Origin of the sequence: Corynebacterium phoceense, assembly GCF_900092335.1 — a bacterium.
GTDB classification, from domain to species: domain Bacteria; phylum Actinomycetota; class Actinomycetes; order Mycobacteriales; family Mycobacteriaceae; genus Corynebacterium; species Corynebacterium phoceense.
In genome coordinates this window covers 566,126-591,666 of the sequence record NZ_LT596207.1, presented here as the reverse complement: position 1 = coordinate 591,666, position 25,541 = coordinate 566,126, and the positions used below count along the sequence as shown (strand labels likewise).

The window sequence follows — 25,541 nt, the reverse complement described above, 5'->3', positions numbered from 1 at the left end:
TCCCGCGGGCTTTGTGTACTTAGCTGGCCTCGCCGGAGCTCACCTCCATGGGGCTCACGCTCAGGGAGACGAGCTGGAGCACGGTGATGAGGGCACCGCTCACGAGCCGAAGAGGAAGCGCGCCGAGGATCGCCAACGCCCACCCCGCGGTGGGCGGGACGGGCGTGAAACGAACGGAGCGTGAGAGCCAGCGTTAGAGGCCGAAGGCATTGCGGACGCTGTCCGCGAGGTCGTTGAACTGCTGCTCGAGGTTGGGGACAGCTGGCGCCGCCGGCGCGGCCGGCGCGGCGGGCACGTTGGCCGNCGCACGACCTGGCCGTAGCCCACGCCCATCCCAGGCACTCGATTGACCTTGACGCTGTAGCCCTTGGACTCCAGCGTGCGGCGAGCCTCGGCCTCGGACTTATTCTTCAGTCCATCGAGCGTCGCGTCGCCGGACGTGCCCTTGTCGTAGGCATTGTTGTAACCGGGGAGGGCACCCACGCCAAGCTGGCTTGCGAGCTCGAAGTAGGTCGCGGCCGGTTCCTTGCCGCCAAAGAGATCGCCCCAGCCACACTGGCGGACGGGGCCGGTGCAGAGCGGGGTGGTCGTTGTGCCGTCGTTATAGATGTAGGGTGCCGCGGACCACTTCGAGGTAAAGCCCAAGAAGGCGGAGGACTGGTTGGACTCAGTCGTACCGGTCTTCGCCGCGGTGGTGCCGCTGAAGCCGTAGGCGCGCGCCGAGTCGGCCGCAGTGCCCTTGACGGCGTCTTGGCTGAGCGCATTCGACAGGGCATCGGCCACGTCCTTGTCGATGGCGCGCTCGCACGGGGTGGGGTCGAGGTAGACCTCGTTGCCGTCGCGGTCAGTGATTTTCTCGATGGGGTTTGGCTCGCACCACATGCCGCCGGACGCGATGGTTGCGCCCACGTTGGACAGCTCGAGCGGATTCACGGCCGTGGGGCCCAGCGTGTAGGAGCCCATGGAGGAATCTTTCGCGGTCTGGGCGATGGAGGAGTCCTCGCTAAACGAGCCGTCCTTGATGTAACTGCGCAGGCCCAGCTTGACCGAGGTGTCGACGATGGAGGACACGCCGAGCTGCTCTAGCATCTGCACGAACGTCGTATTCGGCGAGTAAGCGAGTGCGTCCTGCAACGTCATAGACGCCTGGTAGGAACCAGCGTTTTCGACGCAGTACTTGTCAGCCGGGCAATTCTGCGCGCCGCCGTGACCCAGGCCCGAGGCCTCGTAACGCGCCGGGACGGAGAGCTGATCCTTGATGCCGTACCCGGCCTCGAGACCGGCCGCCGCCGTGAAGATCTTGAAGACGGAGCCCGCGCCGTTGCCCACGAGGGAATACGGCTGCGGCAGGATCGTCTCGTAGTTGTCCTGGTCCAGGCCGTAGGTGCGCGAGGACACCATGGCAAGCACGTCGCGGTCATCGGCGGCGGGCTCGACGACGTTCATGACCTCGGCGACGCCAGGAGCGGTGGGCGAGGTCTGATCGCTTACTGCCTTCTTCGCGGCATCCTGTGCCTTCGGGTCGAGCGTCGTGGTGATGGTGTAGCCGCCACGCGCGAGCGAATCTACATCCAGGCCCTTGGCATCCAAGTACTCGAGTACATAGTCACAGAAGAAGCCCCGGTCGCCGGCGCCGATGCAGCCGTTGGTGAGCAGCGACGGCTCGGAATTCACGCCGAGCGGCTGTGCGGCGGCATCGTCAGCCTCGGCCTGCGAGATGTAGCCATTGGCGGCCATGGACTGCAGGACCGTATTGCGGCGCTCCGTGACGGCCTCCTCGTTGGTGTACGGGTTGAGGTACTCCGAAGACTGGACCATGCCGGCGAGCATGGCCGACTGTGGCAGCGTGAGCTCGCTGGCGTTTTCGCCGAAGTAGGTGCGTGCAGCGGCCTCGATGCCGTAGGCGTGGTTGCCGAAGGAGACAAGGTTCAAGTAGTTGGCGAGAATCTGCTCCTTGCTCAGTGTCTTGTCGATTTGCGTAGCCATGCGCATCTCGCGCAGCTTGCGGGCGACGGACTGCTCGGTGGCGGCCTGCTGATCCTCTTCGTCCTCGGCGGTGACGAGCAGCAGGTAATTCTTCACGTACTGCTGATCGAGCGTCGACGCGCCCTGGGACACGCCGCCGGCGAGGACGTTGGTGGCTACCGCACGGAAGTTGCCTTGGATGTCCACGCCTTCGTGGTCATAGAAGCGGCGGTCCTCGATGGAGACGATGGCGTCCTTCATCGTCTGCGAGATCTTGTCAGGAGCGACGGGGTAGCGACGCTGCGTAAACAGGTACGCCATGTCCTCGCCGGTCGCGTCCTTGATAGTGGTCACGCCGGGCATGTTGGCGGCCTCGAGGTCGTTGATGTCAGACTCCATCGCCTCTTGCGTGCGCGCGATGGCGACGCCGCCCACACCGGCGACGGGCGCCATGGCGAGTGCGCAAAGAAGTCCTACGAGGGCGGTCGCGCAGACCATCTTCAACAGGGCCTTAATATAAGTCACCTTCCATACACTACGTTGCTTTCCTGTGAAGCGAAACGCGTAAGACCCCCCTAAAGTGTGACCTGTTAGACAACGTAAAGGCCCTGTGAATACACTTACCTGTGTTAGGTTCCCTGAATTTGTGCGGGTGGTGCCCCGCACGGTCTGCGTCTGGGTGCGCCCGCTCCCAGCGTAGACCCAACGTTGGAAGGAGCGCATCCCCTATGGCTGTCAGCGTGACAACTTCCCAGAATGTATCCGACTACGTCGAGCGCGGAGAGTGGGTTACCCAAGCTAAGTGTCGTAACGGAGATCCGGACGCCCTCTTCGTGCGCGGCGCGGAACAGCGCAAGGCCGCCGTTATCTGCCGCCACTGCCCGGTGCTCACCGAATGCCGCGCCGATGCGCTCGATAACCGCGTCGAGTTCGGCGTGTGGGGTGGCCTCACCGAGCGCCAGCGCCGCGCGCTCCTGCGTAAGAACCCGCACATCACCTCGTGGGCACAGTACCTAGCCGAGGGCGGCGAGCTCGTCGGCATTTAGCCTGCACCGAGCGTGCGGGAAAAGGTAGGATTGGCCCCATGACACAATGGGAATACGCCACCGCACCGGTGCTTACGCACGCCACCAAGCAGATCCTCGACACGTGGGGCGAGGACGGCTGGGAGCTCGTCACGATCACTCCCGGCATGAATCCGGAAAACGTCGTCGCTTACTTCAAGCGTCCGGTTGAGGAGGCTTAAATGAGCCACCTCGCGCGCCTTAAAGAACTCGGCTACTCCCTCCCGCCGGTGGCCAAGCCGCTTGCGTCCTATGTGCCTGCCACCCGCGTGGGCAACCAGGTCTGGACCTCCGGCCAGCTGCCTCTCGTCGACGGCGCCCTGCCCATCACGGGCAAGGTCGGCGGTGCAGTGACGTCCGAGCAGGCTGCCGATGCCGCCCGCACGGCCGTCCTCAATGCCCTTGCGGCCGTGGACGCCGAGGTAGGACTCGATAACGTCACCCGCGTCCTCAAGGTCGTGGGTTTTGTGGCCTCGGACCCGAACTTTGTGGAGCAGCCGGCCGTTATCAACGGCGCCTCGGACTTCATCGGTGAGCTTTTCGGCGAGGCGGGCAACCATGCTCGCTCGGCCGTCGGCGTTGCCGTCCTGCCTAAGGACGCACCGGTGGAAATCGAGCTTATTGTGGAAGTCAGTGCATAAGACGCGCTCGTTTGAGATAGGCTGAAAGACATGGAACATCCTGCATATAGTCAGCTGCGCCCCGTTACCCAATCCGTGGGCGTAGTTTTGTGCGATAACCCTTCATACACTGCTCTCGAGGGCACGAATACTTGGATCGTGCGTGCCCCTGAAGATGACCGCGCCATCGTGGTGGATCCGGGCCCAGAGGACGAGGGTCACCTTAACGTCGTCACCGCCAAGGCCGGCGAGGTAGCGCTCATCCTCATCACCCACCGCCACGACGATCACGCTTCCGGCGCTCAGCGCCTGCGCCAGCTCACCGGCGCCCCGATCCGTTCCTTTGATCCGAGTTACTGCAACGGTGGCGAGGCCCTCGAAGACGGCGAGATCATCGCTTTGGACGATGTCACGCCGCGTCTCGAGGTCGTTCACACTCCGGGCCACACTGCGGATTCGACGAGCTTCTTCGTCTGGTCCGGTGAGCCCAAGGAGTCCCGTCTTGAGGGCATAATTACTGGCGACACGATCGTAGGCCGCCACACCGTGCTGCTGTCCGAGACGGACGGCGACTTGGCTGATTACTTGAAGACGCTCGACGTGCTCGAGGAGCGCGGTAAGGACGTACCGCTGCTGCCGGGCCACGGTCCGGACTTGGATGACGTCTCGCAGGTCGCCCGCAAGTACATCGACCGCCGCCATTTCCGCTTGGATCAGATCAAGGAGATCCGCAGCCGTCTGGGCAACGACGTTGACCTGAAGACGCTGATCGACGAGATGTACGACGATGTGGACCCGGTTTTGCGCCACGCCGCAGAGCAGTCCACGCGCACGGCGCTCAAGTACTTGGACGCTTAAATTTCGCGCTCATTGTGGCCCCTTCGGGGGCCATTTTTTATGCCTGCTGCCGCGAAGTATGAATGAGTGATCGAAAAACCTGGGCTTTTCGGGCGACTCATTCACGTTGTAGGCGGCGGTCGGCTGAAAAATGCGAAACCCCGGCACGCGGCCGGGGAAGAAACGCGCGGGTTTAGCGAGCGCGCTTGGCGAGGTGCTCGGTGTCGACGATGAGCACCGACTTGCCCTCGAGGCGAATCCAGCCGCGGTGGGCGAAGGTGGCGAGCGCCTTGTTGACGGTCTCACGGGACGCGCCGACGAGCTGGGCGATCTCTTCCTGCGTGAGGTCATGGTTGACGCGCAGTGCGCCGCCTTCCTGAACACCGAAGCGGTTGGCGAGCTGGAGGAGCGTCTTGGCGACGCGGCCTGGGACGTCAGTGAAGATGAGGTCCGCGAGGTTGGCGTTCGTGCGGCGCAGGCGGCGGGCGAGCACGCGGAGCAGCTGCTGGGCGATAGCCGGGTGATCGGCGACCCAGTGCTTGAGCATCTCCGAGTTCATGGTCGCGGCCTGGACCTCCGTGACACAGACGGCCGAGGAGGTACGCGGGCCCGGATCGAAGATGGAAAGCTCGCCGAACATATCAGACGGGCCCATGACCGTGAGCAAGTTCTCGCGGCCGTCCGGCGCGTGGCGGGCGAGCTTAATCTTGCCCGAGGTGATGATATACAGGCGATCGCCCGGCTCGCCCTCCTCGAAGATGGTGGTGCCGCGCGGGAAGCGGACCGTTTCCATCTGCTCAATCAGGTTCTGCACTGCAACCGGATCCACACCTTGGAAGATGCCGGCGCGCGAAAGAATTTCCTGTACGCCTTCCACTTATCGCTCCTTGGCTTATCGTGGACCGAGCCGTCGTTTACCCGCGAGCCGGCTAGGGCCGTGTGGGGCCGAAAGCTCGATCCAAAAATCATGTCACGCCGCAGGGTACGACGCGTCACTATGTAACGCGTCTCAGTCTACCGTGGAATTGGTCACGAATGTAAATATCGCGACCGTTAATCACTAAATCTTTCGTGAAGAGTGTGTACAACTCGCTGTCGCGAGTATTCTACAGCGCTTTCTCCTCGAGTCTTTCCATTCCCATGGCGAAGAGAGCGAGGGCGATAGGCACGATCACAACGAGAGAAATCATGCTATCAAGCCTACCCGGTCTCCACCGAGTTGCGCCGTGAGGTCGCTAGGATGGGTGATTATGGCTAGAAACACGGCGGCGGATGCGCAGGAGGTTAATGCGCGGCTCGCGGAGGAATACCCAGACGCGCGCTGCGAGCTCGACTTTGAGAACCCTTTGCAGCTCACTGTCGCCACGTTGCTTTCGGCACAGACGACGGACGAGCGCGTCAACCAGGTCACCCCGGAGCTCTTCCGGCGCTATCCCACCGCGGCGGACTACGCACAGGCGCGCCGCGGCGACGTGGAGGAGATCATCCGGCCGCTCGGCTTCCAGCGTTCTAAGGCGGGGCACCTCATCGGGATGGGGGAGACCCTCGTCGCGCAGTTCGGCGGCGAGGTCCCATGCGCGGTCGAGGACCTCACCCAGCTGCCTGGCGTGGGTCGGAAGACGGCGCTCGTCGTGCGCGGCAACGCCTTCGACCTGCCCGGCATCACCGTCGATACGCACGTCACACGCCTGTCACATCGGCTGGGGCTCAGCGACGCGTCGACGCCGCTGGCCATTGAACGCGACCTCAACGCACAGATCCCCGAGGCCGAGCGCACCCTGTTTTCCCACCGTGTGATCCTCCACGGCCGTCGCGTGTGCACCGCTCGCTCCCCACGCTGTGGCGAGTGCGTCCTTGCCGATATCTGCCCCTCCAGTACGAACCCGAGGACGGATGCTGATGAATAAGACCGTCATTGGCTCGATTGCGGCGATGCTCGTGCTCGGCGTGGGCGTCGTCTTCGCGGCGCGTGGCGCGCTGTCCTCGGGGCCTGCGGACCAGGCCGCAGGCCAGCCGACCGTGAGTACTGCGGCGCCGGAGGACGAGAGGGCATCGGCAAGCGTGACGGGACGCCCGGATTGCCTGAGCGGCACTGTGGCGGGCGTGGACCTGCCGTGCTTGGGTGGCGAGGCGACGGGACCCGCAGCGGACGAGGGAATCACCATCGTCAACGTGTGGGCCTGGTGGTGCGAGCCCTGCCGGACTGAGATGCCGCACCTCATGGAGGTCGCCGCGGCACACCCGGAGTGGAAGATCGTGGGCGTGCATGCGGACACCAACGCAGGCAATGGCGCGGCGTTCCTCGAGGATATCGGGGCGGAGATGCCCAGTTTCCAGGACTCGGACAATAAGTTTGCGGGCGCGCTCGGGCTGCCTGGCGTGATTCCCATTACAGTGGTGCTCAAAGATGGCGAGGTGCAGGGCCGAATCATTAAGGCCATGACGAGCGCCGAGGAAATTGAAACGAGCATCGAGGAGTACCTATGAGCAACGACGCCGCGTGGCTGCGCCCTGCCATGGGGCTGAGTACGCCGCAGATTGACGAGGTACTGGGCAACCGCCTGTTTGTGAAGGACGCGCCGAAGGTGCTCAAGCCTGCGGCGGTGCTCATGCTGTTTTCAGGCACGAGCCTCGACGACGGCGAAGTAGTGCTTACGCACCGCTCGCCGAGCATGCGATCGCATTCGGGGCAGATTGCGTTTCCCGGCGGGCGCTTGGAGGAGGGCGAGACGCCTGTCGATGCCGCGCTGCGCGAGGCGTGGGAGGAGACCGGTCTGGAGGCCGATACGACGACGGTCGTCGAAGAGCTGGATCCCGTGACCATTCGGGTCTCGGGCCACCCGGTGAGCCCGGTGCTCGCGCACTGGCATGCGCCCATGCACTTGTGGCCGGCAAGCCCGGCGGAGACGGATGACGTTTTCACGGCTTCACTGCGCGAGCTGTTGGATCCGGAGAACCGACTCACGATTGGCTGGGGCGATTGGACAGGCCCAGCGTTCTGGGCGAATGGCTACCTCATCTGGGGGTTTACCGGCGGGCTGCTGTCGAGTTTGTTTGCGCATGCCGGGTGGGAGGAAGATTGGGACCGCGAGAATCGCCACGACCTCCGGTCGGTACTTCGATCCTCGCGTAATCGTGAGAAGATGTAATTCTTCCACGAAACCATCTGACCCGAAGGATTGTTTGTGACCGCCGCCCTTACCGTTGATGCCGTCATCGTTCTTGGCGCGCTGGCGGCGTGGTGGAGCGGCTGGCGGCAAGGCGCGTGGAGCTCGATTTTGAGTTTTATCGGCATCGTGTCTGGCCTCGTGCTGGGCATGGTGGCTGCACCCGCCGTCATGGAACTTACGGAGCAGACGGCGCTGCGCTTCCTGCTGGGGCTTGGCGTGGTCATCCTGCTCGTGGGTGTGGGCCAAATCATCGGCGGCATGCTGGGCACGACGCTGCGCGACCGCATGCGGGCGCGCTCCCAGCAGCGCGTCGACTCCATCGTGGGCGCGGTCTTCCAGGTCGTGGCCATGCTGCTCATCACGTGGCTTGTGTCCATCCCGTTGGCCTCTGGGCTGGGCAGTAAGGTTTCCAAGGGAATCTCGGAGTCTGAGATCCTCGGCGCTATGTCACGCGTCGCGCCCTCGCAGCTGTCCAACCTGCCGTCCGGCATCGCGGCCTTGCTCAACGACTCGGGCTTGCCGCCGCTCGTTTCACCGTGGACGGATCAGTCCACCGTTGAGGTCGAAGCCCCGCGCATTGAGGTCGAGGACAGGGAGCTCGTAGAGCGCCTGCGCCCCTCCGTCATCCATGTGCTCGGTGACGCGGAGACGTGTAGCCGCCGCCTCATGGGCTCGGGCTTCGTGGTGGCCGAGGATTACGTGGTGACCAACGCCCACGTCGTGGCGGGCACCAATGTGGTGGCGCTCGATACCACGCTGGGTATGAAGAACGCTGAGGTCGTCTACTACAACCCGGACGTGGATATCGCGGTACTGCACTCGACCGGCCTGGGCATTGCGCCGTTGAGCTGGGCGCCGGAGCAGGCGCAGACGGGCGATGATGCCGTGGTTATGGGCTTCCCGCTCTCCGGCCCCTTCACTGCCTCGCCTGCCCGCGTGCGGGAGGAGCTCACCATCGTGGGGCCTGACATCTATGCAGAGGGCCGTGTGGAGCGCCACGCGTACACCGTGCGCGGCACCATTCGCCAGGGCAATTCCGGTGGCCCGATGATCAACTCGACGGGTGAGGTCTTAGGCGTCGTCTTCGGCGCCTCCGTTGACGACTCGGACACCGGCTACGCGCTCACCGCTGAGGAAGTCCAGTCCCATATCGGGGACGTCACGCAGCTTGTCGATACCGTCGATACCGGGACGTGTGTGTCCAAGTAAACCGCGGCGGCTACATCGCTGTTTCTTAGTGGCTGCCTTTTAGTTGTGGTTTCGGCGATAGCGCCCCAGCCACAACGTGACGGTGCGGGCGAACTTCTCGGGATTCTCGATATGCGGCAAGTTCTTTGTCTTAGGGATATACGCCGTCACGAGTGATTCCGCGCGGCGTCGTGCGCGCCGAATGACAGGCCACCACAGTCTCTGGCTTGCGTGGACGAAGAGCACCGGTGCCTGCGCCTTGGCGTCAAGCCCAGCGCGCGGAATGGGCGCGGTGAGGAGCCTGTGGTTCCATACCGTGCCGCGCAGCGAATGATCGATGGCCATGGCTTGCTCGCGCAGATGCTGGTTTGCTTCTTCTGCAGGCCCCTGGGTGAGGGTATTGAGCTTCGTATCAAGCCCAATGCGCGGGTTCTTCACGAGGACGCGCACGATGGGCAGCGGCAGGCGGAAGACAACCGTGCGCAGGAGGAGCCAACCAAAATCCCAGGGGCGTGCGGCGATGGCGCGGCGCAGGTCCACCGGGTGCGCGCCGGATACCGACACCACGGCATCCACACGCTCAGGGCGCTCGCACGCGACGCACCACGCCAAGGCTGCGCCGGTGTCGTTGCCGATGAGCGTTGCCGAGTCGTGGCCCAGGGCCTGGATGAGCCCCGTGATATCCCCGATGAGCGTGCGCATGTCCTGGCCCGCATCAACCGGCGGCTTATCCGACATGCCATAGCCGCGCAGATCCACTGCGGCGACGTGATGGCCAGCGGCCGCGAGGGGCTCCAACACATCCTTGTAATCGAACCAACCGCCAATCGAGCCGTGAATGCAGACAATGAGCGGATCGTTCGCGCGTCCCAGTGTGGCCGCATGCAAACGAATGCCGCGGGTATGGAGCATCTCGTGGCGCCACGGGCCGTCCAGCTCGACGACGGAGGGTGAGTTCATGTGAGTCCTTTAAAGTGCGAAACCCCGCCCATCGCCGAGACAGTGTAGGGCGATAGACGGGGGAGGGAGTGCAGATTATTTAGGTGTACAGACCCTTAGAGTTCAGCTCCTTGGAGCCACGGGAACCCGGGATGACCTCCGGCAGCTGCTTGGCCGAGGCGATGGTCTTTTCCGGGGCCTTGACCTTCTTCACGTTCTTAAGGCCGATCAGCGCGGCAACACCGGCGATGACCAGCATGATAAGGAAGACGATGAGGAACGCTGCCCAGCGGTCCAGCCACTTGGCGAGGAGCTCCGCGAGGAAGAAGAAAAAGAAGAAAGAGCTAAAACCTGCGACGATGCCTGCAACGCCGAAGAAGCCAGCGCCGATGCCGCCCTTCTTCGCGGATGCAGCGAGCTCAGTCTTGGCAAGCTCCATCTCCGAGCGCACGAGCGAGGAAATCTGCTCCGTCGCGTTGGAGACCAGCTGGCCAATGGAGGCCTCACCAGTCTTCGCGGTGTCGACATCGCTGAGCGGAATAGCGTTCGCGCGCGGGGCGAACTGATTGGAACCGTCAGTGAAGAGTCCGTCGTTACTCACGGTGAAAAACCTGCCTTGTGTTCTTATGAGCTTATTTCTAAAAGTTACGCGACCACCATCCTAGCGAATTCACTGTGAAAATGATCGCGCGACCCTGCATGCCGCCGTTCACCGCGTGCGCGAGCACGCGGAGTCAAGCCGTGTTCTTGGGCGCCGAAAAGAGCCAGAATCCCGCCGCCACGACTGCGGCCACGCCGGCAACGACGCCGGCGCCGATGCCCACCTCGCGGGCGTTGGGCAACGTAAACAGCGGAACTGGGTCCTTAAACGCCCGGATATCCCAGGAATTCTCCAGCGCGTGCTTCTTCAGTGGGCGGTCGGGGTTGACGGCCACGGGGTGCCCCACGAGCTCGAGCATGGGGATATCTGTTGCGGAGTCCGAGTAGGCGAAGCTGTCCTCGAGCGCGATGCCCAGTTCTTCTGCAATCTCGAGGACGGCCTCGGCCTTGGCTGGGCCCTTGCGGTAGTGCAGGATTTCGCCCGTGAACTCGCCGTCGATGACCTCGAGCTCCGTGGCTGCGATGACGTCAACGCCGAGCTCCTCGGCGATGGGGCGCACGAGGGTCTCCGCGGAGGCAGAGATGATGACGACGGTGTGGCCTGCTGCCTTATGAAAGTCGATGAGCTCGCGCGCCTCGGCATAAATGGCCGGGGTGACCACGGTGTGGAGCGTCTCGTGCACGATGTGCTCGACCTCGTCGACCTTCCAGCCGCGCACCATGGCGGTGAGCTGGTCGCGCGAGGAATCCATTTGCTCGCTCGTTTGGCCCATCATCATGTACGTCGCCTTGGCGAGAGAAATCTGCAGCGCGTTAGCTGGCGTGATGAGTCCGTTGTGCATGAACTCTTTGCCGAAGGCGTACGCCGACGAGGTTGCGATGATGGTCTTGTCCAGATCGAAAAACGCCGCGACGAGACGCCGTGCTGGCGTGCGCGTTGCCGGGGTTTCCGGGTGGTTCTGGGCAGTCATGGATTCCGATTGTAGCCCCTAAAGGCCAAGGTTGTCTGTTGTAAATGTGAAAATTGTGATGCGTGTTGTACCAGTGGGTATGCGTGCGTACACCCTTCCTATCGGTATGCCCCAGCGAAAAGTTACGGTTCCGTATCCACAGTGCTGACAATTGCACAATTTATTTGGCAAGAAAACAGGGGGTTATCCACAGGCTGACCTGCACACCCTTGTCGAAACTCGGCGCCCTGCGTTGAGTGAAAGGCATGAACGATTTCATCCTCATTGCTGTAACTGACCCCGTCGTCGGACCGGAGGCCACCCACGCGGCGGCAGCGACGGGTCTCGACGTCATCACGTGTGACGACCCGCGCGATATCGCCCGCCACGTACCACGAGCGCGTGCCGTCATTACCGACCGCACAACGGCCAGCCACGTTGCGGCGTGCGGTCGCGCCCGCGACATCTTCTTCGTCGCGGCTGACCCAGGCCCGATCGACTTCGAAGCCGCCTTGCGGGCGCATGCTGCGCAGGCCTTTCTCCTCCCCGCCGAGTCGCGCGACCTTCTCGCGGCACTGAGCACTGCGGGGGAATTGCTTGCACCGGCGTCGGTGAGCGGGAGATGCGTCGCCGTCGTTGGCGCGACGGGCGGCGCAGGAACGTCGACGTTTGCAGCTGGCTTGGCACGCACCCTCGAAGCAACCGTGCTTATCGATGGCGACCCTCGCGCAGGAGGCCTCGACCTGGTCCTCGGCGCTGAAGAAACGCCGGGCGTGCGGTGGCCGGAACTGCACCTAGGCCCAGGGCAACTCGACGCCGCGGATCTGCTTGCGGCTCTGCCCGTCACCGCCGACGGGATTCGCCTTGTCTCGGGAACGCGCAGTGGCGTGAACGATCCCTTTGAGCTGAGCGACGAAACCCTCACGGCAGTTCTGGAGTCGCTGCAGAGTCATCGCGTCGTCCTCGACGGCGGGGCGGGACCCGCCGCCTTCTTTGGGGCAGGGTGGTACGACCATGTCGACCACATCGTCATTGTTGTGCCGGCTGAGGTCCGAGCTGCGGCCGCGGCGGCGCAGATTACGGCGCGATGCGCAGCCCACGGCATCCCCGTGAGTGTCGTCCTCCGGCACCGCGGTTGGTCTTCGCTGGCTACCTCGGACGTGGAGAAGATCATCCATGCCGACATTGTGGCGGAGCTGCCGCACCTGCGTCGCCTCGCCCGCGACATGGAGCTTGGCGGCTTGCCTTTAGAGCTGCCACGGCCACTGCGGCAGGCATGTGAACGCGTCATTGAGGACCTCGGCTGGGTCGAGGATCCCTGGGATGAGCGGGGCGTGGCATGAGTACATGGACCCAGCGCGCGGGGTCGGTCGGAGCGGAGACCGCGAGCGGCCACGGCCAGATAACGACCCCTTCCGAGTTGTCGGAGCGCCTCCAGCACATCCTCGCGGCTGAACCAGACCTTGCGCACGATGCTGCCGCGCTCGCCCGCCGCGTGCGCGCCGAGGCAGGAGTTATCTCGGACGTCGATCTGCTCGATATTCTCCGAACGCTCCGGCACGACACTGCAGGGCTCGGTGTCCTCGAGCCGCTGCTCGCGCAGCCAGCGGTCACTGACGTTGTGGTCAATGGGCCTGAGCGCGTCTTTATCGACCGCGGTTCCGGGTTAGAGCTCAGCTCCGTGCGCTTTTCCGACGAAGAAGAGCTCCGGCGCCTCGCTACGCGGTTGGCCATCGCGGCGGGTGCGCGCCTCGATGATGCACAGCCGTGCGCCGATGGCCGGCTTCCTCGCCCCGACGGCACGATGGTGCGCATCCACGCGTTGCTGTCGCCACCAGCGGTGGGCGGCCCGCATCTGAGCCTGCGCGTTCTACGCCAGGCTCAGGTGAGCCTCGACTCGCTCGTCGAGCGCGGCGCTGTGCCCAGCGACATTGCGGTGCACCTCCGCGAGCTCGTCGCCGCCCGTGTGTCTTTTCTCGTCATCGGCGGCACAGGCTCGGGTAAGACCACGCTGCTTTCCGCGCTGCTCGCACAAGCTCCGGCGACCGAACGCGTGCTCATCATTGAGGACACGACGGAACTTGCGCCGCAGCATCCGCATGTGGTGAGCCTTGTAGCCCGGCGCGCCAACGCGGAAGGGCGCGGTGAAATTTCCATGTCGCTGCTGCTCAGGCAGGCGCTGCGCATGCGACCCGACCGTATCGTGGTCGGTGAGATTCGCGGCGCCGAGGTTGTTGACCTGCTCGCGGCCCTCAACACGGGGCACGATGGCGGCGCCGGCACCTTGCATGCCAACTCGCTCCACGAGGTCCCGGCGCGCATGGAAGCTCTCGCTGCGCTGGGTGGTCTCGACCGCGTGGGCTTGCACTCCCAGCTCGCCGCCGCCGTCCACGTGGTGCTGGCTATGCATCGTCGCGCGGACGGGGTACGGGAGATCGCGCAGATTGGGCTGCTCACCGGCAATCCTGTCACCGCCCAGGTGGTGTGGAGTTCTTCCGAGGGACCGCAGCCGGGCTTCGAGGATTTCCTTCGCCTCGTGGACGGCGCGCACAAGGAGGCGCCATGACTATCGCGTTGTTGTGTGCTGCCGCGGCCGTCGCAGTGGGCGCGCCGGGAACGGCTGAGCGTCCCGGCGCGCACCCTACACGCAGCCTGCGGCTCGTCCTCATTCCGGCGACAGTAGGCATGGTGGGACTGGCTGTGGCACTCGGCCGGCTGAGCATCGTCGCTGCTCTGCTCATGGCCGGTGCGACTACCGCCTGGGTCGTCCGCGATATCGTGCGGACCCGCGCGCAGCGGCGGACGGAAGAGACCATGGCGGGCTACCTGGGCACTGTCACGGCAGAGCTGCGCGCAGGGAGCAGCTTTCCTTTCGCGCTCGTCCACGCAGCAGATCGGTTGCCCGAGACCGCCGGTGCTCTTCGCCGCGTGTTGCGCACCGCAGGCTATGTCGCTGTGCGGGGCGGCACCGTCTCCCAGTCGCTGCGCGCCGGGGAAGACAAGGACGGTCCAGTGACCGAGTTTGCGGATCTCGTCGAGCTGGGGGAGCGCCACGGCATCCCGCTCGCGGAGCTAGCAGAGCGCGCCCAACAACGCCTCGATGCTCGGCGCCGCCATGCTGCTGCGACGACGGCGCAACTCCAGGGACCGCAGTCCACCGCGGTGGTGCTCACGTGTCTGCCGCTCGCGGGCATCGGCATGGGCGTTGTCATGGGTGCCAATCCCTTGGGGTTCCTTCTCGGCGGTGGGCTCGGCGGCATCCTCCTCGTCGTCGGCGTGGCCCTCGTATGTGGCGGCTTTATCTGGTCGCGCACACTCCTGCGGAAGGCGGCGTCATGACGCTGAGCTTTATCCTCCTCGCTGCCGCGGCTTTGGCGCTCACCGTCGAGGATGCCGCGCGGTCTAACCCCAAGCGACCACGAGATGGCCCGGCGTGGATACGGCGCTTCGCTTCGCAACCGACACCTGACCATATCGGGGCGGCCTTCGACATCGAACTCTTCGCGGCGTGCCTGCGCGCCGGGTTGGGCCCAGCCGGGGCCGCGGCNGCGCCGGAGTGCTCATCTCCCTCCCGCTCGCGCTGTGTTTCTTACCCGCTTTTATCGTGCTGGGGCTCGTGCCCATCGTGGTGAGTCTCAGCGCGCAGATGCTCTAAACAACCAACCCATCACACACCAACTCATCGAATAAGGAATCCATCATGTTGAACCATCACGTCCGAATCCGTCAGGCAGTACACCGCCGCGTGCGCGCTCTGCTTGGCAACGACCAGGGAATGTCGACCATCGAATATGCCATGGGGTCAGTCGCCGCGGCAGCACTCGCCGGGGTGCTCTACCTCGTCATTAATAATGGCGGGGTGAGCGAGGCGTTCGAATCCATCCTCACCGATGCCCTGAGCAACACCCCCGGCTAATGGCACGCCGTGACCGTGTGAAGATCCGCCTCGCAGCGCTGCTCACGAGTGACCGTGGCTCGGTGAGCGTCGAGGCCGCTCTCGGCATGTCGAGCCTGGTCATCGTGCTCATCGCCCTCGTCGGTGCCATCGCCACGCTGGGCTCGTATCTCGCCGCCGTGGACACCGCTGGCGCAGCCGCGCGTTCGGTGGCCATCGGGCTGGAATTCGAGCCAACGCGGGGCACCATCGCGACCTCGGAAGCGGGTGGATTCATGACAGTCACGGCCACCATCCCGGCGCCGCTGGGCGAGGTGAGCGCCACCGCGGTCTTCCCACAGGAGGCGCCGTGAAGTGGCGCGACATCCTGGCGGACGATCGCGGCTCAGCGAGCGTCGTCACGGCGGGCGTCATCGCGGCGCTCACGGGTCTGCTGCTCACCGTGGCGGGCCTCGCCTCCGTCGTCGTTGCACGTCATGAGGCCCAGGTCGCCGCCGATGTCGCTGCGGTGGCCGGGGCCTTTGCCGTCTATCGCGGCGAGGATGGCTGCGCGGTCGCCGCGGATATCGCCGAGCGCAACGGCGCGAGGATTGCCGTGTGCGCAGTGGAGGGCGCGGACGTCGTGCTCACCGCGACCGTGCGCGGCTCCGAGGCGCGTGCTCGTGCCGGGCCGCTCTAAAACCCGGCCTCGCGGCTAGTCCTCAGGCGGTGCCTCATCGACCGGCTCGGGCTCGACAGGCCCGTTGGCTGTCATGGCGACCAAGGCACCAAGCAGCTCGATGGCGCCCGCCTTATCGAGCGGGTTGTTGCCGTTGCCGCACTTGGGCGACTGGACGCACGAGGGACAGCCGGACTCGCACGGGCAGGAGCGCACGGCCTCGTAGGTGGCCTCGATCCACTCGGGGAAGCGGCGGAAGCCCTCATCCGCGAAGCCCGCGCCGCCGGGGTGGCCGTCGTAGACGAAGACCGTGGGCAGCTGCGTGTCCATGTGCAGTGCCGTGGACACGCCGCCGATGTCCCAGCGGTCGCACGTCGCGATGAGCGGCAGCAGACCAATGGCGGCGTGCTCTGCCGCGTGCAGCGTGCCGGGGATGGCGGCGGCGTTGATACCCAGCTCCGCGAGCACCAGCGGATCGATGGTGTAGGCCACTGCGCGCGTGCGCAGGGTCTGCTCCGGCATGTCGAGCGGGATGTCGTCGCCCACCGTTCCATCGGGGAAACGCACCTGATAGCCGGTCACGGCATCGGTGACCTCGACCTCGAGGTTGGCGACCCACAGGCCAGGTGAGTAATTCACGAGACCATCGGCCTGCGAGAGAATCCGGAGATCCGTCGTCGAGCGCGGCTGCGTCGTGTAATTCGGGATCTCCGGATGCACGAGCGCCACGTAATTGCCGAAGTCGAGTTCGTCGACCACGTAGGACTCTCCCAGGTGCAAGTAGACCGCGCCGGGATGGACCTGGCCAGCGGCGCGGGCGGCGTCGATGGTGCCGAGCAACCGGCCCGTGGTGTGGTCGACGATCATGACTTCCTCGCCTGAGCCGCCGCGCAGCGAGACCTGCGCGTGGGCGTTCTCCGGGGTCACCGGCGAGGATCCGGCCGGCAAGGGTACGGCGAACCAGCCGCGCTCGCGGCGGCGAATGAGCCCGTCGGCTTCGAGCGCGCGGACAACGCCCTCTGCGCCCCACGCCTCGATATCCGCGGGTTGGAGAGGCTTTTCGATGGCCGCGCAGTAGACGTGGCCGTAGAGGATATACGGATTCTCAGGATTGAAGACGCTCGCCTCCACGGGGCGTCCGAGCAGCGCCTCTGGGTGGTGGACGAGGTAGGTATCCATCGGCTCATCGCGCGCGACGAGGACCACGAGGGAGCCCTGGCCGCGGCGTCCGGCGCGGCCGGCCTGCTGCCAAAAACTCGCCACCGTGCCCGGGAAGCCCGCGGTGACGACGGCATCGAGGCCGCCCACGTCGATGCCCAACTCGAGCGCCGACGTCGTCGCCACGCCCAGCAGCGAGCCATCGTCGAGGGACTTTTCCAACGCGCGGCGGTCTTCGGCCAGGTAGCCCGCGCGGTAGGCGGCGATGCGCTGTGCGAAGTCCGGCCGGCCCAGGCGTCCGGAGAGTTCCTCCTGCGTGCGCAACGAGACCATCTCCGCGTTGCGTCGCGAGCGCACGAAGGTGAGCGTGCGCGCGCCTTCCGCGATGAGTGTGGCCATGATTCCGGCCGCCTCCGTCGTCGCGGCGCGGCGCACGGGTGCGCCGTTCTGGCCCTCGGCGCCCTCAACGAACCCCGGCTCCCAGAGCGCGACGGTGCGTGCGCCCGTGGGCGCACCGTCCTCGGTGACCTCCACGAAGTCCGCGGCGGGACGCCCCGTAAGGCGCGCGGCGTGGCGCGCCGGGTCCTTCATCGTCGCCGAAGCGAGCAACACGACGGGGTGCGCACCGTAGTGCTCGCACAGTCGCAGCAGACGGCGGAGCACGAGCGCGACATTCGCGCCGAAGACCCCGCGGTAGGAGTGGCATTCGTCGATGACGATGAACTCGAGATGGCGCAGCACGCGCGCCCAGCGTTGGTGCGCGGCGAGCAGGGACATGTGGAGCATGTCCGGGTTCGTAAAGATAAACCGCGAGTGGTCGCGAATGCCAGCGCGGGCCTCCTGCGGGGTATCCCCGTCATAGGGCGCGGGTGCCACGCCGCGCAGCTCCGGGATGCCCTGGACGAGGTTCATCACGGCATGGAGCTGGTCTGAGCCCAGCGCCTTGGTGGGCGTGAGGTAGAGCGCGCAGGTCGTGGAATCCTCCGCTAAGCGCGTCAAGATGGGGAGCTGGTAGCCCAGGGACTTGCCCGAGGATGTGCCAGTGGCGATGACGGCATCGCGGCCGGCCCAGGCGGCATCGGCAAGCTGAGCTTGGTGAGCATACGGTGCGGAAATGGAGGCATCGACAAGCTTTGCTCGGAGCGCCGGAAGGACCCAGCTGGGCCAGGCCGCATGCTGTGATTCTCGCGGCGGCAGAGTTTCGACGTGGGTAGCCTCGGATTCGGGAAAACGTGCTGTGAGCAGGGCCATGAGCTCGTCACCGAGCGGGTTAGAAGCCGTCATGCCACCCCCTTTTGTCCATTAATCTTCCCTTAGCCTATCGCTGTAGCCCATAACCTGGCACACTAGGGCATAAGGCTGACGCCCCTTTAAGTGCAGTGTTGTAATAAGTGCTCGCAGGTAAAAGGCTTCACAAAGGCGAGCACCCGGAATTCGGGAGTTCGGCGTCGACCGGTTTCACCCATTCCGAAAGAAGGAAAATATTATGGCACAGGGAACTGTAAAGTGGTTCAACGCAGAGAAGGGCTTTGGCTTCATCGCGCCGGACGACGGCTCTGCTGACGTCTTCGTCCACTACTCCGAGATCCAGGGCAAGGGCTTCCGCTCCCTCGAAGAGAACCAGAAGGTTGAGTTCGAGGTGGGCGAGGGCCAGAAGGGCCCGCAGGCTCAGAACGTCACCGCGCTCTAAGACTCTTTGACAACAACCGCCTTCCCTTCGGGGAGGGCGGTTGTTGTCGTTTAGGGCGTCTCCGCGAAGCCACGGCGCGTGTCCCACCAGTTGGCGATGGAATTCTGGGCCTTCTGTAGCGCCCAGCCCAAGGCGAAGGCGGCGATGATGGAGATGATCATGGCGATGGCGGGATTGCCTCCGAAGAGGACGCCGCCGAGGTAGCCCACGGCCAGCGCCTGGGCGGCCCAGAGCATGACGCCGATGGTGTCGAAGAAGAAGAACATCGGCCACGAGTAGCGCATGGCGCCGAGGAAGATCGTCATAAACAGGCGGGCCGAGGGGATAAAACGCGCGATGATGATGGCGGCACCGGCACCGCGGCGCATATTGCGCTTAGCCCACTGGAGCGCCTCATAAGGCTTGGAGCCCTTCTGCGCGCGGTTGATGAGTGGCATGAGCCGCCCGCCCAAGGCGTAACAGAGGTTATCGCCCAGCATGGCGCAGCCCACCGCGACGAAGAACATGGTCGGGATGTGCGGCACGCCCTGCGAGCCGGCCCACGCGCCCACCATGTTGAGCGGGACCTCGGAGGGCATGACGGGAATGAAACAGTCGAGGAAGATCATGGAGCCGACGATGGGATAGATCCACTCGGTGAGCATGAGGGTTTCAATCCACCCCATGACTGCGTCGACCATGTCGCTCCTTTACGTCTGCTTCTACGCCGGCCGAGTGCCGCGTGACCTATCCCAGCAGAATACACGCGCCACACGCGCGGGCGTTCTCGCGCAGGTAAGCGCCGTACAGGTAAGCGCCGTGTCGGCAGCCGTGCTGGGTGCCGCGTCGGGGCTTGACGCCCGGGGCGGGGTGAGACATAACGCGCCGGCCATGTACTCGGCCACCTCCCAGGTCCTCCTGGGTGCCACGCGCTACCCGGGGCGCGCGGCGTGCACCGGTTCTCTCCTCAACGATCGGTGGGTGCTCACCGCACGCCACTGCTTCCAGAACACCGCCACCGGTGCGCACGGCTGGAAATGCTGCGGCACCGAAGCCACCGGCGTCCGCGGTGCCCAGCGGCGGGTTCTCGTTGCTCGGACTCTCCCCCTAGGAGGGGAGCGGGAGCGTCCAGTTGGACAGTGTGGCGCACCCAATAGATACAGTATTGTTTGATCTATTGTTTGCACGGCTATGAAAATGTGTACGCTAAGGAACCATTGACCTTTCTCGGTGGAAACTGTTAAAGATTTTTCATACGGAGAAGGCGGCGCGTCCGAGCGAAAGGGATGAACAACAAGTGGCAACAGGAGCTGGCCAGGGAAAGACCTTGGTGATTGTGGAGTCGGCGACGAAGGCGAAGAAGATTCAGCCTTATCTCGGCGACCACTACATCGTCGAGGCCTCCGTCGGACACATCCGCGATCTTCCCCGCGGTGCCGCCGATGTTCCGGCTGCCTATAAGAAAGAGTCCTGGGCCCGCCTTGGCGTCAACCCCGAGGACAACTTCACGCCGCTCTACGTCATCTCCCCGGACAAGAAGAAGAAGGTCGCGGACCTTAAGTCCAAGCTCAAGCAGTGCGACCAGCTCTACCTCGCAACAGACCCGGACCGCGAGGGCGAGGCCATCGCGTGGCACCTGCTCGAGGTGCTCAAGCCCAAGGTGCCGGTGCGCCGCATGGTCTTCAACGAGATCACCAAGTCCGCCATCCTCGAAGCCGCGGAAAATACCCGTGACCTAGACGTCAACCTCATCGACGCGCAGGAAACCCGCCGTATTCTTGACCGTCTCTACGGCTACGAGGTCTCTCCGGTGCTGTGGAAGAAGGTCATGCCGCGCCTGTCCGCCGGCCGCGTCCAGTCCGTTGCGACCCGCGTCATCGTCGAGCGTGAGCGCGAGCGCATGGCGTTCATCTCCGCCGACTATTGGGACCTGGGCGCCAAGCTCGCCGCGCTGTCCGGCGACACCACGGAGTTCGAGGCACGCCTCACCTCCGTCGAAGGGCGCCGCGTCGCGCTCGGCCGCGACTTCGACGATCGTGGCCAGCTCAAGACGGACGACGTCACCGTCGTGGACAAGGCCCTGGCGGAAAAACTCGCCGCGGGCCTTGAAGGCGGCACCATGAACGTCGCCAACGTCGAGCACAAGCCGTACACCCGCAAGCCGTATGCGCCGTTTATGACCTCGACGCTCCAGCAGGAGGCCGGCCGCCGCCTGCACTTCACCTCGGAGCGCACCATGCGCATCGCACAGCGCCTCTACGAGAACGGTCACATTACCTATATGCGTACCGACTCCACGGCGCTGTCCCAGCAGGGCCTCAACGCCGCACGTTCGGCGGCCTCGAGCATCTACGGCGCTGAGTACGTCGCGGATTCCCCGCGTGTCTACGACCGCAAGGTGAAGAACTCCCAGGAGGCCCACGAGGCCATCCGCCCCGCCGGCGAGAATTTCGCGACCCCGGGCCAGCTCGCGGGCCAGCTCGACGCCGAGGAGTTCAAGCTGTACGACCTCATCTGGAAGCGCACCGTCGCCTGCCAGATGGCCGATGCCAAGGGCACGTCCATGAAGGTCACCATCAGTGGTCTATCGACCACTGGCGAAGAGGTCGAGTTCTCCGCCACCGGCCGCACCATCACCTTCCCGGGCTTCCTCAAGGCGTACGAAGCGCTTGCCGATGCCCCCTCCAAGCCCAAGGATGGCAAGGGCAAGGGCGGCAAGGAGCCTGAGGCTCGCCTCCCGCACTTGAACGAGGGCGACCAGCTCCGTGCCAAGGAAGTCACCGCGGACGGCCACTCCACCAATCCGCCGGCGCGCTACACCGAGGCCAGCCTGGTGAAGAAGATGGAAGAATTGGGCATCGGCCGCCCGTCGACGTATGCGTCGATCATCAAGACCATCCAGGACCGCGGCTACGTGCTCTCGCGCGGCAACGCGCTCGTGCCGTCCTGGGTCGCCTTCGCCGTCATCGGCCTGATGGAAAACAACTTTGGCGAGCTCGTCGACTACGACTTCACGTCCTCCATGGAGGACGAGCTCGACGCCATCGCCGCAGGTAACGAGGATCGCACCGAGTGGCTTAACGGTTTCTACTTCGGTAACGCCGAGGCGAGCAAGGAAAAGGCCGCGTCCATCGCGCGCCACGGCGGCCTCAAGTCGCTTATCGACGTTAACCTTGAGGCCATTGACGCCCGCCAGGTGAACTCGCTCAAGCTCTACACGGACTCTGAGGGTCGCGACGTCTTCGTTCGCGTCGGCCGCTACGGTCCCTATATCGAGCGCGCCGTGGGCACGAACCCGGACGGCACCATCGAGTACCAGCGCGCGAACCTCTCGGAGACCGTCACCCCGGACGAGCTCACCGAGGAATTCGCTGAGAAGCTCTTCGCGACGCCGCAGGGCGGCCGCGAGCTGGGCACCAACCCTGCCAACGGTCGCATGATCGTGGCGAAGGAAGGTCGCTTCGGCCCGTACGTCACCGAGGTTGTCCGCGAGGACGAGCGTGCCATCGCGGAGAAGGAAGCCGAGGAGATCGTCGCCAAAGAGCGCGCTGAGGAGGACGCTCAGCGTGCCGCCGAGGGCAAGCGCGCCAAGAACTGGGAGACGAAGACCGCCGCCAAGCAGAAAGAAAAGCGCGTCGCCGAGTACATCGACGACAAACTCAAGCCGGGCACGGCCTCGCTCTTTAGCTCCATGGAGCCCGCCAGCGTCACCCTCGAGGAAGCCCTCAAGCTGCTCAGCCTGCCGCGCGAGGTGGGCACGGACGACGACGGCGAGGTCATCACCGCGCAGAACGGCCGCTACGGTCCGTACCTGAAGAAGGGCAACGACTCCCGCTCGCTCGCGAACGAGGAGCAGCTGTTTACCATCACCCTCGACGAGGCCCGCCGCATCTACGCCGAGCCCAAGCGTCGTGGCCGCCAAGCCGCGCAGCCGCCACTCAAGCAGCTGGGTAACAACGATGTGTCCGGCAAGCCGATGACCGTCAAGGACGGCCGCTTTGGCCCGTACGTCACCGATGGCACGACGAACGCCTCGCTGCGCCGCGGCGACGATCCGGAAAAGCTCACGGATGCCCGCGCCAACGAGCTACTTTCCGAGCGTCGTGCTAAGGAAGCTGCCGGCGGCACGAAGAAGGCTGGCAAGAAGGCGGCGAAGAAGGGTGCCAAGAAGACCTCCAAGGCTGCGAAGAAGTCGACCAAGAAGACCTCGAAGGCAACCAAAAAGTCGACGAAGAAGACGACCAAGGCTGCCAAGTAAGCCGTCACCTTAGCCGGGGTGGTCTGGGAGGTCATGGAATTACAGGATTTTCTCGCCCACGATGACGCTGGCCGCCCCGTCGCGGCTGGTAGCCCCGAGGCGCAGTTCCAGCACGTCGCGGCGCAAGAGTCGCTGCGCGTGTGCGCGGAACTCAACTCCCGCTCTCACGCGCCCGAGGAGGTTCGCGCCCTCTTTGGCGAGTTCACCGGCCGCCCGGCTCCGGATTCGCTCACCATCTTCCCGCCGACTTTGGCAAGAACATCCATGTGGGCGAGAACGCCGTCATCGCCGCCCGCGCCGTCGTAACCAAGGACGTCCCTGCGAATACCGTCGTGGGCGGCGTGCCCGCGCGTGTCCTTCGCGAGCTCTCATCCTGGCGCTTTGACCTGCGGAATTTCAAAGTATCTAGAAGTATCTAGCACTATCTAAAAAACTAAATTCCTCTAGATACTTCTAGATACTTCTGAATTCTTCGCGCAGCTGGCGTCTTCGACCGGTGCCGCGGTGACCCACTCTCTCATGTCGTGGCTGCGCGGTAGGCTGGCGGTCATGACCGTGAAGAACACCAATTCCTCCGTCCTGGCCGACCTGTGGGCCCGCAACAACGAGGGCGTCGCAGCGCTCATCGCGGCGCTCGAGGAGGCTCTCACCAGCCCCGCTAAGATCGCGGCACTTGCCGCCATCGAGCTGCCCGCGTGGGGCCGCCTCTTTGACTGGCGCTGGACGCGTGCCATCGAGGTCGTCATGCCAGCCGCCGTGGGCGCCGCCTACGGGGACCCGCAGCGCCACCCGGAGATCGTCGCCGCGGGATTGGCCGCGAGCCTCGGCGTTGAAGAAAAGAACCGTTCCCTCGCCCATCCCACGACGTGGGGCGCGGCCGGCGTGGTGAGCAGTCAGCTCGCGTATGCGAACTCTCTGCGCCAGCGCGGCGCGCGCGGGGACGCCGCGAGCTACGTCATGGGTGGCCTCGTTGCTGCAATTGGCTTGTCCAAGGCAGCAGTGAGTGATGGCCCGCTGCGCACCGCCACGGGCGTGGGGGCGCTGTCCACGGCGGTGCTCGTCGCGCTCGCGAATGACGGAATGCTGCGCGCACAAAGCCCGGCCGCCGCGGGGCTGAGCCACGGTGCCAATCTGCTCGCAGCCTCGGAGGCGCTCACTTTCTTGCGTGCGTGGCGCGAGCGGAATGACAAGAAGACCTGGCGCGTGGCGGGCGCGGCAGAGGTCGCCACGCGGGGCATCGGAAAGCTACTGCTTATGCGCGGCCTGGCGCGCTAAGCTCCGCGCGGCCCGTCGGACCGTAGGACAGGCGGCGGTGCAGGTGCTCGAAGGGGCCCTGCTTGCCCAGCGCCTCGAGTACGGCGGCACCCACGAGTGTGGCGACCCAGATGAAGAAGGCGATGATCGACATGCCGAAGGCGTCTAGGTCGAGCCCGAAGAGGAAGGGGCTGGCGACGATGAAGAAGAGGAGGGACTGCACGAGGTAGCCGCTCATGGAGCGCTTGCCCAGCGCTGCGGGGATGGACAACCAGGCGGGTGCGGCGGCGCCGTCCCACACGCGGCGCTGGACGCCGTCGATGAGAAGCGCGAGGGCAGCCAGGATGCCGGGGCCGGTGAAAACGCCCAGTGCATTGTTGAGGAACATAAAGAACGGCTCCATGTCTGCCGGGACGATGCCGAGCGCGCTGAGGCCCCAGGGCAGGCCGATGCCCACGGCGATGACCACGCCCACGCCAGCCCAGATGAGAAGCTCACGGCGGTGCGCGGCGACGTCGCTGAGCGTGCCGCGGCGCGCCCACACGAAGCCGATGATCATCACCGGGAAGAGCTGGATGAGGAAGAACGGGGTGGACAGGGCTTGGAAGGCGAAGTACGACAGGTTGTTGAGGAGCATCGCGGGATAGGTATCCGCAGGCGTATAGGCGCCGCCGCCGAACGCCAGTGCTTCCGGTTCAAAGAACGCGCCGATGGACATGCTCACTCCCATGAGCGTCCAGAAGCACAGCATGCCTAACGCGACCCTCATGAGCACCTTATCGGTCCACGTGAAGATCAAACCGAGCACAATGCCGGCCACACCGTAGAAGAACATGATGTCGCCATGGAAGAGGACGATGCCGTGGAGGGCACCGAAGAGCGCGAGGAAGGCGTAGCGGCGCACGACCACCGCGCGCGTGCGCCCCACGGGAAAGCCGCGGCGCCACAGGCTCATGACGATAAGGCCCACGCCAAAGCCCAACAGCGTGGAGAACATGGGCAGCCCGCGCACGTGAGAAGTCACCGCTGTGAAGAGGACTGCGGCGTCATCCGCGCTAGAGACGGCGCCGCCAAAGTAGTCGGCGCGCTCCGTCGTGTCGTCATCGAGGAACCACGCCGTGGGTGCGTTGGCGAGCGCAATGCCCAGCAAAGCGAGTCCGCGTGCGACGTCGGGGACGAGCATGCGGGGTGGGCGAGTGGGGGCATCGGCAGGCTGGTTATCGGCACTCATGGCCGTTAAGCATACCTAATTAGTGGGGAACTGTCGTGGCATGCGGCTTGCCAAAACGGTAGAAAATGGTCGAGTGCGGCGGGGA

The 25,541-nt window shown here is 64.9% G+C and carries 27 protein-coding genes and 1 pseudogene; 20 read left to right on the top strand and 8 right to left on the bottom strand.

The annotated features are described in order from the left end of the window. Positions 1-99: 99 nt before the first annotated feature. Entirely contained in the window at positions 100-2,490 is a 2,391-nt protein-coding gene (locus BN9444_RS02770) for a transglycosylase domain-containing protein (protein WP_141681464.1), read from the bottom strand. Positions 2,491-2,693: 203 nt separating this feature from the next. On the opposite strand from BN9444_RS02770, the gene BN9444_RS02765 reads away from it, so the two are divergent. From BN9444_RS02765 to BN9444_RS02755, 4 genes are read left to right on the top strand one after another with little or no spacing between them, the layout of a single operon-like run. Beyond that, positions 2,694-3,011 carry a WhiB family transcriptional regulator gene (locus BN9444_RS02765; protein ID WP_066489344.1) on the top strand — a complete coding sequence of 106 codons (318 nt, stop codon included), beginning with the start codon at positions 2,694-2,696 and terminating at the stop codon, positions 3,009-3,011. Positions 3,012-3,049: 38 nt separating this feature from the next. After that, positions 3,050-3,211, top strand: coding sequence for a Sp36 family protein (locus BN9444_RS14055; protein ID WP_181734563.1), 162 nt, complete (start codon positions 3,050-3,052; stop codon positions 3,209-3,211). After that, the gene (locus tag BN9444_RS02760; RefSeq protein ID WP_066489347.1) at positions 3,212-3,670 is read left to right on the top strand and encodes a RidA family protein; all 459 of its coding nucleotides are present in this window, start codon (positions 3,212-3,214) and stop codon (positions 3,668-3,670) included. A gap of 30 nt (positions 3,671-3,700) precedes the next feature. Beyond that, positions 3,701-4,507: an MBL fold metallo-hydrolase gene (locus BN9444_RS02755; protein ID WP_066489350.1), complete on the top strand. Its 807-nt coding sequence runs from the start codon at positions 3,701-3,703 to the stop codon at positions 4,505-4,507. A gap of 172 nt (positions 4,508-4,679) precedes the next feature. On the opposite strand, the gene glxR is transcribed toward BN9444_RS02755, so the two are convergent. Then, the gene (glxR, locus tag BN9444_RS02750; protein ID WP_066489355.1) at positions 4,680-5,363 is read right to left on the bottom strand and encodes a CRP-like cAMP-activated global transcriptional regulator GlxR; all 684 of its coding nucleotides are present in this window, start codon (positions 5,361-5,363) and stop codon (positions 4,680-4,682) included. Between the two features lie 373 nt (positions 5,364-5,736). On the opposite strand from glxR, the gene nth reads away from it, so the two are divergent. From nth to BN9444_RS02730, 4 genes are read left to right on the top strand one after another with little or no spacing between them, the layout of a single operon-like run. Then, complete coding sequence (gene nth / locus BN9444_RS02745) at positions 5,737-6,393, top strand: endonuclease III (RefSeq protein ID WP_066509936.1); 657 nt, start codon at positions 5,737-5,739, stop codon at positions 6,391-6,393. Further along, complete coding sequence (locus tag BN9444_RS02740; protein ID WP_066489371.1) at positions 6,386-6,973, top strand: TlpA family protein disulfide reductase; 588 nt, start codon at positions 6,386-6,388, stop codon at positions 6,971-6,973. Before nth ends, BN9444_RS02740 begins: the two co-directional genes overlap by 8 nt. Continuing rightward, a complete protein-coding gene (locus tag BN9444_RS02735) occupies positions 6,970-7,635 on the top strand; it encodes an NUDIX hydrolase (protein ID WP_066489377.1) in 666 nt (221 codons plus the stop codon). Before BN9444_RS02740 ends, BN9444_RS02735 begins: the two co-directional genes overlap by 4 nt. A gap of 36 nt (positions 7,636-7,671) precedes the next feature. Beyond that, on the top strand, positions 7,672-8,865 hold the full coding sequence (locus tag BN9444_RS02730) for a MarP family serine protease (RefSeq protein ID WP_066489382.1): 1,194 nt from the start codon (positions 7,672-7,674) through the stop codon (positions 8,863-8,865). A 39-nt stretch (positions 8,866-8,904) separates the two neighbouring features. On the opposite strand, the gene BN9444_RS02725 is transcribed toward BN9444_RS02730, so the two are convergent. From BN9444_RS02725 to BN9444_RS02715, 3 genes are all read right to left on the bottom strand, one after another. Further along, positions 8,905-9,804: an alpha/beta fold hydrolase gene (locus BN9444_RS02725; protein ID WP_066509933.1), complete on the bottom strand. Its 900-nt coding sequence runs from the start codon at positions 9,802-9,804 to the stop codon at positions 8,905-8,907. Positions 9,805-9,883: 79 nt separating this feature from the next. Further along, on the bottom strand, positions 9,884-10,384 hold the full coding sequence (locus BN9444_RS02720; RefSeq protein ID WP_066509930.1) for a phage holin family protein: 501 nt from the start codon (positions 10,382-10,384) through the stop codon (positions 9,884-9,886). A 133-nt stretch (positions 10,385-10,517) separates the two neighbouring features. Further along, complete coding sequence (locus BN9444_RS02715; RefSeq protein WP_066489393.1) at positions 10,518-11,354, bottom strand: HAD family hydrolase; 837 nt, start codon at positions 11,352-11,354, stop codon at positions 10,518-10,520. Positions 11,355-11,599: 245 nt separating this feature from the next. On the opposite strand from BN9444_RS02715, the gene ssd reads away from it, so the two are divergent. The 7 genes and pseudogenes from ssd to BN9444_RS02685 all read left to right on the top strand — a co-directional run bounded on the left by ssd (position 11,600) and on the right by BN9444_RS02685 (position 15,907). Further along, positions 11,600-12,676: a septum site-determining protein Ssd gene (ssd, locus tag BN9444_RS02710; RefSeq protein WP_066489396.1), complete on the top strand. Its 1,077-nt coding sequence runs from the start codon at positions 11,600-11,602 to the stop codon at positions 12,674-12,676. A 59-nt stretch (positions 12,677-12,735) separates the two neighbouring features. Continuing rightward, on the top strand, positions 12,736-13,899 hold the full coding sequence (locus BN9444_RS02705) for a TadA family conjugal transfer-associated ATPase (RefSeq protein ID WP_066490359.1): 1,164 nt from the start codon (positions 12,736-12,738) through the stop codon (positions 13,897-13,899). Further along, positions 13,896-14,672, top strand: a complete 777-nt coding sequence (locus BN9444_RS02700) for a type II secretion system F family protein (RefSeq protein ID WP_066489398.1) — start codon at positions 13,896-13,898, stop codon at positions 14,670-14,672. Before BN9444_RS02705 ends, BN9444_RS02700 begins: the two co-directional genes overlap by 4 nt. 211 nt (positions 14,673-14,883) lie before the next feature. After that, positions 14,884-14,988: pseudogene (locus tag BN9444_RS14980) on the top strand (type II secretion system F family protein); the annotation flags it as partial. Positions 14,989-15,033: 45 nt separating this feature from the next. After that, positions 15,034-15,249, top strand: a complete 216-nt coding sequence (locus tag BN9444_RS02695; protein ID WP_066489406.1) for a DUF4244 domain-containing protein — start codon at positions 15,034-15,036, stop codon at positions 15,247-15,249. Then, positions 15,249-15,581: a hypothetical protein gene (locus tag BN9444_RS02690; protein WP_066489411.1), complete on the top strand. Its 333-nt coding sequence runs from the start codon at positions 15,249-15,251 to the stop codon at positions 15,579-15,581. Before BN9444_RS02695 ends, BN9444_RS02690 begins: the two co-directional genes overlap by 1 nt. After that, a complete protein-coding gene (locus BN9444_RS02685; RefSeq protein ID WP_066489413.1) occupies positions 15,578-15,907 on the top strand; it encodes an Rv3654c family TadE-like protein in 330 nt (109 codons plus the stop codon). The genes BN9444_RS02690 and BN9444_RS02685 overlap by 4 nt, the downstream gene beginning before the upstream one ends. Positions 15,908-15,922: 15 nt before the next feature. Here BN9444_RS02685 and BN9444_RS02680 read toward each other — a convergent pair whose 3' ends face one another. Continuing rightward, the gene (locus tag BN9444_RS02680; protein WP_068801385.1) at positions 15,923-18,328 is read right to left on the bottom strand and encodes a DEAD/DEAH box helicase; all 2,406 of its coding nucleotides are present in this window, start codon (positions 18,326-18,328) and stop codon (positions 15,923-15,925) included. 202 nt (positions 18,329-18,530) lie between these two features. Between BN9444_RS02680 and cspE the strand changes: the two genes are divergently transcribed. After that, a complete protein-coding gene (gene cspE / locus BN9444_RS02675; RefSeq protein WP_066489419.1) occupies positions 18,531-18,734 on the top strand; it encodes a transcription antiterminator/RNA stability regulator CspE in 204 nt (67 codons plus the stop codon). A gap of 50 nt (positions 18,735-18,784) precedes the next feature. Here the strand turns inward: cspE and BN9444_RS02670 are convergent, their stop codons facing one another. Continuing rightward, a complete protein-coding gene (locus BN9444_RS02670; RefSeq protein WP_066489423.1) occupies positions 18,785-19,414 on the bottom strand; it encodes a DedA family protein in 630 nt (209 codons plus the stop codon). Here BN9444_RS02670 and BN9444_RS15515 point away from each other — a divergent pair. The 4 genes from BN9444_RS15515 to BN9444_RS02655 all read left to right on the top strand — a co-directional run bounded on the left by BN9444_RS15515 (position 19,377) and on the right by BN9444_RS02655 (position 24,246). Further along, the gene (locus tag BN9444_RS15515; protein WP_084759242.1) at positions 19,377-19,886 is read left to right on the top strand and encodes a trypsin-like serine protease; all 510 of its coding nucleotides are present in this window, start codon (positions 19,377-19,379) and stop codon (positions 19,884-19,886) included. The two genes, BN9444_RS02670 and BN9444_RS15515, sit on opposite strands and share 38 nt — an antisense overlap. A gap of 124 nt (positions 19,887-20,010) precedes the next feature. Further along, positions 20,011-22,971 (top strand): type I DNA topoisomerase, encoded by a 2,961-nt coding sequence (gene topA / locus BN9444_RS02665; protein ID WP_066509928.1) that lies wholly within the window; start codon positions 20,011-20,013, stop codon positions 22,969-22,971. Between the two features lie 33 nt (positions 22,972-23,004). Then, positions 23,005-23,277: a hypothetical protein gene (locus tag BN9444_RS13395; protein ID WP_197418392.1), complete on the top strand. Its 273-nt coding sequence runs from the start codon at positions 23,005-23,007 to the stop codon at positions 23,275-23,277. Positions 23,278-23,520: 243 nt separating this feature from the next. Beyond that, entirely contained in the window at positions 23,521-24,246 is a 726-nt protein-coding gene (locus BN9444_RS02655) for a hypothetical protein (protein WP_066509926.1), read from the top strand. Here BN9444_RS02655 and BN9444_RS02650 read toward each other — a convergent pair. Beyond that, positions 24,224-25,456, bottom strand: coding sequence for a DUF418 domain-containing protein (locus BN9444_RS02650; protein WP_233423534.1), 1,233 nt, complete (start codon positions 25,454-25,456; stop codon positions 24,224-24,226). The genes BN9444_RS02655 and BN9444_RS02650 overlap by 23 nt on opposite strands. Between the last annotated feature and the right edge of the window lie 85 nt (positions 25,457-25,541).